General features: G+C 71.5%; 8 protein-coding genes and 1 tRNA gene. 2 read left to right on the forward strand and 7 right to left on the reverse strand.

What is annotated here, in order from left to right:
* A partial coding sequence (locus tag PLZ73_11930) for a sulfatase-like hydrolase/transferase (GenBank protein HOO78582.1) occupies nt 1-1,183 on the forward strand: 1,183 nt, incomplete at its 5' end.
* Here the strand turns inward: PLZ73_11930 and PLZ73_11935 are convergent.
* The 6 genes from PLZ73_11935 to PLZ73_11960 all read right to left on the reverse strand — a co-directional run bounded on the left by PLZ73_11935 (nt 1,180) and on the right by PLZ73_11960 (nt 8,581).
* The gene (locus PLZ73_11935; protein HOO78583.1) at nt 1,180-3,039 is read right to left on the reverse strand and encodes a tetratricopeptide repeat protein; all 1,860 of its coding nucleotides are present in this window, start codon (nt 3,037-3,039) and stop codon (nt 1,180-1,182) included. The genes PLZ73_11930 and PLZ73_11935 overlap by 4 nt on opposite strands.
* A gap of 75 nt (nt 3,040-3,114) precedes the next feature.
* Entirely contained in the window at nt 3,115-4,230 is a 1,116-nt protein-coding gene (locus tag PLZ73_11940; protein HOO78584.1) for an SPASM domain-containing protein, read from the reverse strand.
* On the reverse strand, nt 4,227-4,349 hold the full coding sequence (locus PLZ73_11945) for a hypothetical protein (protein HOO78585.1): 123 nt from the start codon (nt 4,347-4,349) through the stop codon (nt 4,227-4,229). The genes PLZ73_11940 and PLZ73_11945 overlap by 4 nt, the downstream gene beginning before the upstream one ends.
* Entirely contained in the window at nt 4,346-7,018 is a 2,673-nt protein-coding gene (locus PLZ73_11950; GenBank protein ID HOO78586.1) for a glycosyltransferase, read from the reverse strand. Before PLZ73_11950 ends, PLZ73_11945 begins: the two co-directional genes overlap by 4 nt.
* Complete coding sequence (locus PLZ73_11955) at nt 7,015-8,100, reverse strand: methyltransferase domain-containing protein (GenBank protein HOO78587.1); 1,086 nt, start codon at nt 8,098-8,100, stop codon at nt 7,015-7,017. The genes PLZ73_11950 and PLZ73_11955 overlap by 4 nt, the downstream gene beginning before the upstream one ends.
* 37 nt (nt 8,101-8,137) lie before the next feature.
* On the reverse strand, nt 8,138-8,581 hold the full coding sequence (locus PLZ73_11960) for a ParB N-terminal domain-containing protein (protein HOO78588.1): 444 nt from the start codon (nt 8,579-8,581) through the stop codon (nt 8,138-8,140).
* 122 nt (nt 8,582-8,703) lie between these two features.
* On the opposite strand from PLZ73_11960, the gene PLZ73_11965 reads away from it, so the two are divergent.
* Nucleotides 8,704-10,497, forward strand: a complete 1,794-nt coding sequence (locus PLZ73_11965) for a hypothetical protein (GenBank protein ID HOO78589.1) — start codon at nt 8,704-8,706, stop codon at nt 10,495-10,497.
* 73 nt (nt 10,498-10,570) lie between these two features.
* Here the strand turns inward: PLZ73_11965 and PLZ73_11970 are convergent.
* A tRNA-Met gene (locus tag PLZ73_11970) sits at nt 10,571-10,644 on the reverse strand.
* Between the last annotated feature and the right edge of the window lie 471 nt (nt 10,645-11,115).

Below are 11,115 nucleotides of genomic sequence, written 5' to 3' on the forward strand. Positions count from 1 at the left end.
CCCCTCCCACATGTCCATCTTCACCTCCCTCTACCCCCCGGTCCACGGGGTCCGCAACTATTCCCCGGACTGGCCGACGGCGGCGCTCTCGGAACGGCTGGCCACGCTCCCCGAATTCATGCGGGACCACGGCTACTTCACCGCCGCCCTCACCGGGGGGGGCAACGTCGCCGGGCAGGGGTTCGAACGGGGGTTCGATTTCTACCGGTCCTGGTTCCCCGGCCCCGACGAGGAGGAGAGCCGGGCCCGGTCCGTCGCCAGGGTCCTGGACGCCGTGCGCCGCTGCGTCCGGCGCAGCCGCGAGGAAGGCAAGCCCCTCTTCCTCTTCCTCCACCACTACCTCTGCCACGACCCCTACCTGGGGGGGCCGCCCGGGATCCGCCGGCGCTTCCTGACCGACCCGGTCCCGGGGCTGCCCGTCTCCCTCGCCGATCTGCGCGGCGACGCCGGCTGGGCGGACATGCGGGAGCGCTTCTTCGGCCCCGCCGACCTCGAGCGGCCCGACCACCTCGCCCACTACGTCGCCCTCTACGACGGGGGGGTACTCTATTCCGACGCCGTCTTCGCCCGGATCCGCCGGGTCCTGGAGGAGGAGGGCGTCTACGACAAGGCCCTGATCGTCTTCACCTCCGACCACGGCGAGGAGTTCATGGAGCACCGGGGGATACTGCACGAGATGCTGTTCCGGGAGACGCTCCACGTCCCCCTGATCGTCAGGTTCCCCGGCGGGGAACGGGGGGGGCGGACGGTTTCCGCGCCGGTCCGCACCCTCGACATCTTCCCCACCATCGCCGCCTGCCTGGGCCTGGAGGGGGACCTCCCTTCGGTCCAGGGGGCCAGCCTGCTGGAGGTTGCCGACGGGGGCGGGGCCCCCGGGGAGGCCCCCCTCAGCTTCACCCCCTGGGACGAGTCCCTGCGCATCGTCGACGGGGAGTACGTCTACGGCAACCACTGGAGCCACGGGACCGGGGAGTGGCTCTTCGCCCGCGACGACCTCGCCGAGAGCCGGAACCTGGCCGGGGAGCTGCCCCGGGTGGCGGCGGCGGAACGGCTGCGGGCCCTGGCGGCGGCGGAGAACGTCCGGAGCCTGAAGGAACGGCTGGCCCCGGAGGGCCCGAAACCGGGCGCGCCCCTGGCCCCCGCCGTCCGGGAACGGCTGCGGGCCCTGGGCTACCTGCGTTAGCCGCCGCCGGGGGAACGGCGCGCCCCGGCCGCGGCCGGGGCCGCCGAGGGGAAGATGACGTCGGCGACGGCGCGGGCCAGCAGTTCCCCGCCCCGGCGGGTGTAGTGGCCGAAATCCCCGGCGAAAAGATCGACGAAGTAGGCCTTCACCCCCTCGCGGGCGATGGCCTCCTTGAAGCCGCGCTCGTTGTCCACGAAGGCGACCTCGGCGCGCCCGGCCAGCATCTCCTTGAGGGGGCCGAGCGGGCGGCAGGGGTACTGGACGCAGACCAGCCTGATCCCCCGGCCCCGGACGGCCTCGGCCAAGGCGCGGTAGTTGCGTTCCGTCATCGGGTTGAACTTGTGCTCCTGGGTCTTCCCGGCCCGGGCCCGGTAGCGCGCGGCGGCCTCCCGGTCGCCCTGGTTCTCGCAGGCGGTGGCGGCGATGTTCAGCACCCGGGGGTTGTCCGGGTAGCCGGCCAGGATCCGCTCGCAGACGCCGCGGAGCTTCCCGTACTCCTCCAGGTCGAGGTAGAGGGTGGTGAGCAGGGGCAGGCCGATGGGGCCGTACTTGGCGATGTTGGTGACGGGCCCGGCCAGGTCGAAGTCGATCGCCCGCAGCAGCGCTTCCTCGGCCTCGCCGTACTCCTTGAGGTCGATCAGCGAGGTCCCCAGGGCGTTGAGGATGCGGACATCGTCGGGGCGCTCCGCCAGCGCCCGGCGGCAGAGGGCGACGGCGTCGGCCGAGCGCAGCTGGCGGCGGTAGAGGTTCACGGTCAGCTCGACCGCCGGGCCGTGCTCCGGGAGCAGGTCCAGGGCACGGAGGCAGTCCCGTTCCGCCCGGGGGTAGTCGTTCTCCACGATCGCCATCTCGGCTTGGTCGAGGAGTCCGTCGACGTAGCGTTGCGCCGCCGCCGGGTCCAGGGACGCCCCGGCGCGGGCCGCGGCCAGCGCCCGTTCGGGGGCCCCCAGGGCGTCCAGGACCCGGGCCAGCTCAAAGTAGGCGGTGGGGTCGTCGGGCCGGGCGGCGACGGCTTCCCGGTAGCAGGTTTCCGCCCCGGCGGGGTCCCCGCGGGCGGCCTGGAGACGGCCCCGGACCACCAGGGCCCAGTGGCCGCGCGCCTCCTCCTCCGGCAGCCCCGCCAGGGCCCGCTCGGCTTCCGCCCAGCGGCCGGCCCCGACGCAGGAGTCGGCCAGAAGCAGGGTCAGCCCCAGGTCGCCGGGTTCCCGCCGGAGCAGCTCCCGGCAGGCGCGGATGGCCGCCCCGTAGCGTTTCGCCCGGTGGTAGCCGCGGGCCGCCGCCCGGCTCACGGGGGGGGCGGCGGGGCTCTCTTCCCCGCCGGTGTCCCGCTCCCGGTAGAGTTCCTCCAGGTCGGTGCCCCGGCCGGAGAGGGAGGCCCGGATGTGCTCGGAGAGGGAGCGGGCCAGCTTGTAGACCCGGAGGTTCCGCCAGAAGGCGCTCCAGGCCGACTCCTCCCCCAGCCGGTCGATCTCGGCGGCGTGGTCGTTGATCCCCATCATGGTCACGACCATGTCCGGGCGGTAGCGGTCGAGGTTGCCGGGCAGGAGGGAGAGAATGACCGAGGTGTTGGTCCCCGAGATCCCGGCGTTGATCACGGTGAAGTGCTTCGACCCCGCCCGGCGGTTGAGTTCCTCCTCGAGCAGGGAGGGGTAGGTCCCGGCGGTGGTGGATTCCCCCAGGCAGAGGATGGTGTAGGTGCCGCCGGCCATGATCGATTCCCGGTTGCGGCGCTCCTGGACGGCCATGATGACCGCCCCCGCCGCCCGCATCCCCGCCTCCAGCAGGAGGAGGGCGCAGACCAGCCCGAAGACCGCCAGCAGGAGCGCCTGCCACCAGGTTGTCTTCCGCCGTTTCACCGCGCGCACGCTTCCTCGCTCCCGTTCATCCGCCGAGTATACGGCCGCTCCCCGCCCTTGTCGAGCCGCCGCCGCTCAGCCCAGGGCGGCGCCTTTCCAGGCCGCCCCCAGGCGGCGGCGGTCGTCGTTGCCCAGGACCTCGGCGGGGACGATCTCCCGGTCGCAGACGATCTCGACCGCGGTCGCCGGTTCCGCCGGGGGGATGGCGAATTCCAGGCGCCGGTCCCCCGCCCGGCTCAACGCGAATGTTCCCACCTCGGCGCCCCCCGCCCGCACCCGGCCGCTCTGGGCCAGGCGGCGAGAGGGGAGCGTCAGGACCAGCGTCAGCTTCTCCTCCCCCGCCCCCGCCAGCAGCAGCGTCGCCGCGGCGCGCGACCAGCGGTAGGGGCGCCCCTCCGGGGGGAACCAGCCCGGGCCCGTCTGGACCCCGAAGACGTCGTTGATCCCGGCCCAGGCCCAGGAAACCCGCGAGGGGACCCGGACCCGGGGGCGCAGGCGGCAGCGGCGGCACTCGGGAAAGGGGTAGGCCCCCAGGAGCCGTTCCCGGAACTCCCGGTAGCGGTCGCCGGCCCAGACCTCGGCGAAGCTCTCCCGGCCCAGGTCCCCCAGCTCCCGGGGCGAGACCGGGCAGGGCCCGACCCGGCCCGAACCGGAGACGAAGGCCCAGTCCCAGGGGAAGAGGCAGTCGCGGCGCTCCGGGCCCTCCCCGGGGACGGCGGGGCCGGGGAGCACCTCTTCCGGGGGAATCTCCGGGGCCGCCAGCGCCCGCAGGCGCCGGCGCAGGCCGCCCTCGTCCCGGGTCGGCGGCGGCTCCGGGAGCGGCCGGCGCGCGCCGGGGCGGGGCGACGGGCGCGTCTGCACCTGCGCCCCGGGGAACATCTCCCGCCAGGGGGCGGCCGCCGTTTCCGCGTCCTCCCCGGGGCCGAGCCCGAGCCGGAGCCGGTCGACCGCGACCGCACCCCCGCACCCGGGAGGCGGCGGGGACAGCGCGGGAACGGAGAGGGTGAGGACGTCGGCGCGCTCGCGCGCGGCCGCCAGCCAGCCGCCCAGGCCCCCGGGGGGGACGCACGAGAGTTCCAGCTCGATCTCGCCGGGGCGGAAGTCCAGCTTCTCCAGGGCCCCGGGGGGCTCGGCCGCCCCGGGGCGCAGCCCCAGGGAGAGGGGGCGGGGGGGGAGGAGGAAGGGGTTCATGGCCGGGGGCCGAGGATCTTGATCGCCCGGCCCCGCAGGAGGATCCACCCCGTCCGGAAGATCAGGCCGGCGAAGACCAGGCCGTAGAAACCGAGCTTGAGCAGCCGGGATACGCTCATGCCTCCCCCATCAGTTCGCGGTAGATCCCGTCCATCTGGCGGGCGGAGTAGCTCCAGTCGTACTCGGACGCGGCCAGCTTCTGGCCGGCCTCGGCCAGGGCCCGGCGCCGGCCCCGGTCCCGCAGCAGCCCGACCGCGGCCGCGGCGAAGGCCTCCGGGGTGTCGCCGACCAGGAGGTGGCGGCCGGGCTCGACCGCGGCCCCCCGGATCCCGATCGAAGTGGTCACCACCGGCTTCCCCCGGACCATCGCCTCCAGGACCTTCCCCTTCATCCCCATCCCCTTGCGCATGGGGGCGACGAAGACCGCGGCCCGGTCCAGGTAGGGCCGGACGCTCTCGACGAAACCGGTCACCTCGATGCCGTCGCGGCCGCCCCGCGCCAGGATCTCCGGGGTCGGGTGCGAGCCCACCACGGTCAGGGTCGCGTCCGGGACCTCCCTGCGGATCAGGGGCCAGACTTCCCCGATCAGGTACTCGACCGCCTCGACGTTGGGGTAGTGCCCGAACGAGCCCACGTAGAGCAGGGAGTTCTCCTCCACCTCGCGGTAGGGGGCGTAAAACTCCTCCACGCAGGTCCCGTGGCGGACGGAGCGGACGTCGGCGCCGGGCAGGAGCCGGCGCAGGATCTCCTCGTCTTCCTCCGATACGGTGACCACGGTCCAGCACCGGCGCCCCTCCACCGTTTCCCATCGGACGGTCCGGAGCCACTCGAAGACGTCGATCGCCCGCCGCCAGCCCCGGTGGGGCGGGTTCTTCCCCCCCCGGAAGTAGAGGCCGGCCACGTCCTGGTCCACGTAGACCACGGGGAGGGAGTCGACGGACCCGGCGTAGAAGAGCATCTTGTCGGTCTCCACCTGGACGACGTCGATGGGCTTTTCCTTGAGGGCCGCCCGCAGCTTCGCCTCCATCTCCGGGGAGCAGTAGTTCCGGTAGTACATGGGGAAGAGGGCTTCCCGCTTCGGCCCCAGGTACCCGAAGTCGGCGGGGAACGGGACCGTCTCCACCGAGGCGCAGAATTCGCGCATGGCCCCGATCTCGGGCTCGGAACCGCGGTCGGCGAAGCAGAGCAGGTGGATGTCGTTCTCCTCGGCGGCGGCCTTGAGGACGTTGTAGACGCGGTGTTTCCCCCCGTCGATGGGGGGATAGGGGAAGACCGGGTTCAGGACCAGGATCTGGGGGCGCTTCCTCTCGCCGCCGCGGCGGAAGTTGCGGTAGCGGCGCAGGGGCGGGTTCATCGCGATCCGGTCGCTCCGGCACGCGGCGCGGCGCTCGCGGCGGCGGCCGCGCAGGGCGGCGGGGAGCCGGGGCAGCGCCCGCAGCAGGCCCCGGGCGAAGTTCCCCCGCCCGGCCAGGAGGTGGGCGGCGACCAGGCCGGGGAGCGCCCGGAGGTGCTCGTCGACGAGGATGGGCTCGGTCAGGTTCTTCCAGGCGAAGAGGATCTCGTTGCGGGTCTCGATGACGTTGAGGTAGTCGGGGGTGAAGACCCGGTTGAGGGTGGCGTGGTGCTTGTGGACCATCCGGGAGGCGGGCTGGTAGAGACAGTCCCAGCCGCGCTTGCGGGCCCGGTAGCAGAGGTCGATGTCTTCCCAGCGGAAGGGGTGGAAGAGGGGGTCGAAGCCGCCCAGGGCCTCGTACTTGCGCCGGTCGAAGAGCATCGCCCCTCCCAGGCAGTAGAGGGTGGGGAAGAGGGAGTCGACCCGGGGGGCGCCGGGGATGTCCGCCTCGTTCCAGAACCGGGGGTAGCCCCGCTCCAGCCGGCCCATGTTGACGCCGAAGTTGAGGCCGCCTTCGGGGAAGAGGGTCCGGGGCTGGACGGCGAAGGCCCCGGGCGCGGAGGCGATGGTCTCCACCAACGGGTCGAGCGACCCCGGCTCCATGGTGATGTCGGAGTTCAGGAGCAGGACCAGGTCGGAGCGCGCCGCGCGGATGCCGGCGTCGGAGGCGGCCCCGAACCCGGCGTTCTTCTCCAGGGCCAGGACCCGGACCCCGGGGAAGCGCTCGCGCAGAAACTCCGCGCTCCCGTCGGCGCTGGCGTCGTCGACCACGATCGTCTCCGAGCCGCGGCCGTAGCGCTCGACCTCCGCCGTCACCGAGGGGAGGCACTCCTCCAGGAGGTCGCGGCCGTCGTAGGTGGGGACGACCACGCTCACCGCGGACCCGGCCGCGAAGGGGGGGTGTTCGGCCGGGGGCGGCGGGGGGGGGCGGACGTACTTCTCGGCGGCGAAGCAGAGCCGCAGCGCCTGCAGCGCCGGGAAGAAGAGCGCGGCCGCCCCCGCCGCCGAGAGCGCGGGCACAAGCAGCTCCTTGATCCGGACGTCCTTCCCCTCCTCCCCCCGCACCCAGCGGCAGACGGGGGCCCCCGCCGCCCAGGTCAGGAGCCCCAGCCCCGGTTCGAAGGCGCCGGCGACCAGGTAGGCGTGGGTGAAGCACTGGGAGCGGAGCCGGCGCATCAGCCGGCGCCTCCCCGGGAACTCCGGGTAGGCGATGACCTCGCCGCAGGCGGCGAAGCGGGGGTCGTCCGCCCGGACCGAGCCGCCGTCGAGCAGGACCGTCATCGCGGCCGGGTCGAAGCGGGAGAGGAGCCATTCCACCGCCGGGTCGTGTCCCGCCCCGGGGGCGACGACCGTCAGCACCCGCTCCGCCGGAGCCGCTCCCCGCTCGTCCTTCACCGGGGCCCGTCTCCCTGCCGCGGGCGCAGGGACCGCAGGATCCGGGCCAGCGGGCTCCCGGAGCAGAGGGACTCCAGGTAGCGGATGTCCTCGGCGCGGCGCTCCAGGAGGGCGCAGAGGCGCGCGGTCTCCTCCTCCCGCTCGGCGCGGTCACGCGCCCGCTCGGCCAGGAGCCGGTCGAGGTCCTCCCGGTGGCGGGCCTCCTCTTCAGCCAGGAGCCGGCGGAACGAGGCCGTCTCCTCCTCCTGGCGGGCCAGCTTCCCCGCCAGCGTCTCCGCCAGCCCCGAGCGGTCGGACGCGGTCGTCTCCAGAAATTCCCGGAAGAACCCCTCGGGCGGGGACGCGGGCCCGGAGGCGTGGCCCTCCCCCTTCCCCAGGACGGGGGGGCCGTCGTGCCAGACCAGGAAATGGCGGTAGGCGGGCTCGGCGTTGTCGCAGCCGTAGTACCAGCGGTGGTAGAGTCGGTTGAGGGCGAAGATCAGCGGCCAGGGCTCGGGGAGCGAGACCAGGTAGGCGTTGAGGCAGGTCATGGCCAGCCAGCGGTCGACCCTCCCGTTGGCCAGGACCTCCGGGCGCGGCTCCGGGGCGGCCGGCCCGGCGTAGTCCTCCAGCCGGGGCAGCTCCCGGGAGAGGTGCTCGACCAGGAAGGGGTTCTCCTCGCCCAGGACGCAGAGGTGGAACTCGTTGGCGGCGGCTTCCGCCGCCGCCACTTCCTCCGAGGCGAAGGGCGCGGCCAGCACCACCGCGCGGGACGCCACCCGGCGCAGCTCGGCCAGCAGGAGCGGCCGCTGGGTCGCCTCCAGGTGCTCGAAGACGTCCATGGCCACCGCCGCGTGGAAAGCGCCGTCGGCGAAGGGGAGCGCCAGGGCGTCGCCCCGGACGAACCCGGGGGCGAGGAACCGGTCCCGGTCGAGGTTGACCACCGTGTCCCCGGGCAGGAACCCCTGGAGGAACCCGTCGCGGCTGCCCGCGTCCAGGACGTTCCAGTCCCCCCCCTCCGGGCGCAGCCGCTCCAGGATCTCCGCCGCCAGCCGGTAGCGCTGGAGCTGGTCGAAGGTCATGTCCTGTTCGGGGATTTCCATCGTCCCTTGCCCTCGGGGCCCCGGAGCGGCGGCGGCTTCAGTCGCTCTCCTCGGCCGCGGACGGGCCGGGGGCGGGGGCGGCGGGCTCCCGGCGCCGGAAGATCCGACGGAGCCGGCGCCAGATGCGCTGGAAGATATTCCCCCGCATCCGGCGGATGATCTCCTTGCGGCGCTCCTCGATCCGGGCGATCTCTTCCGGGGTGAAATCCTTGCGGAAGAGGTTCTCGGCGGCCTCCGCCTCCAGCTCCAGGAGCAGGTCCCCGTGGAAGCGGACCACCCGCACCGGCACTTCCTCCATGCCCAGGTCGCGGCAGGCGCAGTAGCGCCGGTAGCCGGCGACCAGGCGGCCGTTTTCGTCGATGACGATGGGGTTGAGCAGCCCCAGCTTCCCGATCGACTCCCGCAGCGAGGAGATGTCGCCGGGATCGGTCCGGATCCGGTCCTGCTGCGCGACCGAGATGTTTTTCAAAGCGATCTTCATGGCAAAGATACCCCGGCTCTGCTAAGTTTAATACTACATGACAACAAAGCGCGGCGCCGTCCTGACTTCGCCGGGCGCCGGGCGGAAGTATAACAGAGGAACCCTTCAACCGGGAGGAAAAGATGATGCGCTCCATGCTCATCGCCGCGGTCTCGATCTGGCTGGCGGCGGCGGGGACGGCCCGGGCCGAGACCCCCGAGAACCTGGCTTTTTACGCCTACACCCCCAACCTGGCTCAGACCATCGGCGACGTCGCCGCCTTCACCGAGCAGCTGGGCCTGCCCTCGGCCACGGTCCGGATGCTCCCCATGATCATCGGGTCCGCCATCAACAACCAGTCCTTGAGCGGCGTGGTCCTGGACGGCCCCTGGGCCGTGGTGGTCAACCCGCCCGCCGACGGGAACTGGGACGGCCCGCCCCCCTTCGCCATCGGCTTCACCACCCGGGGCGACAACTTCCGCAAGGGGATGGCCTCCCGGCTGGGGGAACCGGTCGAGGGCGAAGGTAATTACTTGACCTTCTCCGTCGTCACCCGGATCTTCGACACCGAGGCCTACTCCAACGCCTCCTCCGACGCCCAGGAGAACTACGAGCAGTTCTTCGTCGAATCCACCAAGCCGGTCTTCGTCGCCGGCGGCGACGACTACGCCTGGTACACCGAGGACGCCGGTATGGCCGCCGGCCTGGGCGGGTTTTCCCTGGGCGAGATCGTCCCCCTGATCGACAGCCCGGTGGTGGTGGCGATCCGTCCGGCGACCGTGCTGGCCCTGGTCAAGAACGCCATCGGGACCTTCGATCTGGAAGAGCTGGTGCCGACCCAGAAAATGCTCCTGGACCTGGTCGACCACTACGTCGGGCAGATGGGCTGGATCAACCTGGGGCTGGGCGCCGACAAGACCGGGGTGACGGTCCAGGAAGCCATCCAGGGCCGGCCCGGCAGCAACTTCGATACCTACATCCGGGCCCAGGAGAACGGGCCCCTGACCCTGGCCGGCTACCTCCCCCGCGGCGCCTACATCCTCTCCGACCAACGCGTCGCCCGCCAGGACATGATCATGGACGCCTTCCGCCGCTTCGTCGACACCTTCACGTCCGCCGTCCTGGCCCAGACCGGGGACGACAAGGACGCGGGCAAGGCGGTCGGGGTCATCCAGAAGATGTCCTCCGACCTCCTCAACCTCTACGACAAGCACCTGGCCCTGGTCGGCGACGAGGTGGCTTCGGCCATCACCCTGGACGCCGGCGGCGCCATCGGCTACGTCGTCCTGGAGAAGCTGGCCGACCCCGACGCCTTCGTCAAGTTCCTCACCGGGAGCCTGGGCCGCGACGTCCAGAGCCTCTCCATGCTCTCGACCATGCTCGGGATCAAGGTCGAACCCGATTTCTCCGGCGTCGACGCCCCCCGGCTCTGCCGCCAGTTCAAGGTCTACTCCTACCGCTTCGCCGTCGGGCCGGCCCAGGCCGACGAGGGGAGCCCCCTGGACCTGGGCACGATCGATTCCCCCCAGCTGAAGATGATCTTCGAGAACGGGATCAACTTCGAGACCGCGGTGGTCGGCGACCTGGGGATCACGGTCATGACCACCGCCAAGAGCACCGGGATCGACGACCTGATCGGGCGCGTGGCCGACAAGCGGCCTTCCTGGGACCCGGCCCAGGTCATCCCCTGCTACCCCGGGGCCAACTCCGCCGGCATCCTCAACTACAACGCCCTCTTCAACGCCTTCCCCGCCACGGAGCAGCCCGAGCAGTTCCAGGCCCTGCGTAACGTCGACCTCTCCTTCCCCTTCTGCAGCCGGGTCGAGAACGGCGTGATCAAGGTCTGGGGCACCGTCCCCGCCTCCACCATCAGCCAGGCGATGAACGCCATGGGGTTCGTCCCCTCCGAGGGAGGCTCGGACACGTACGGGGACTGAGCGCTTAACCGGCGCCCTCAAAGCGCATAAAGCCCGGCTCCGCCGTCGAGGCGGGGCCGGGCTTTCCGTTTCCTAGCGGCGGGAGGACTCGAACCTCCGACACGCGGATTATGATTCCGCTGCTCTAACCAACTGAGCTACGCCGCCGTTTCCAGCCCGGTATTATCCCCAAACCCGCCCTCCGGGCAAGCCTTTTCTCCCCCCCGCCCTGCTCTCTACGCCCTGCGCCCTATTCTATGCTCCATGCGCTCTGCTCTTTGCTTCTTACCACAGAGGACACCGAGGGGGAATGAGAGGGTTCGGGGTTCGGGGTTCAGGATTCAGGAAGGGAGGAGGAGGGGGAAGATCTCCCCCAAAAAGACAGAGTTTTAACCAGGAGAAAGTGACAACTTTAAATTAGGATGTGACCCCGTCCTCCCCCAAAACCTCTCCACAATCTGCGAAATTTTCTTTCCTAATCTGTGAAATCTGTGGTTCTCCCTTTTCCCCATCTGTGAAACCTGCCTGCCGCAGGCAGGTCTGTGGACATCTCCCTAATCTGCATAATCTTAGTTCCTCCCTTCCCCCATCTGCTGAATGGGCTGTTTCTTGTGAATAAACCGGGCTTGACCATGTAAC

The sequence above is a fragment of the bacterium genome, assembly GCA_035380285.1.
Lineage (GTDB): Bacteria > Auribacterota > Erginobacteria > Erginobacterales > DAOSXE01 > DAOSXE01.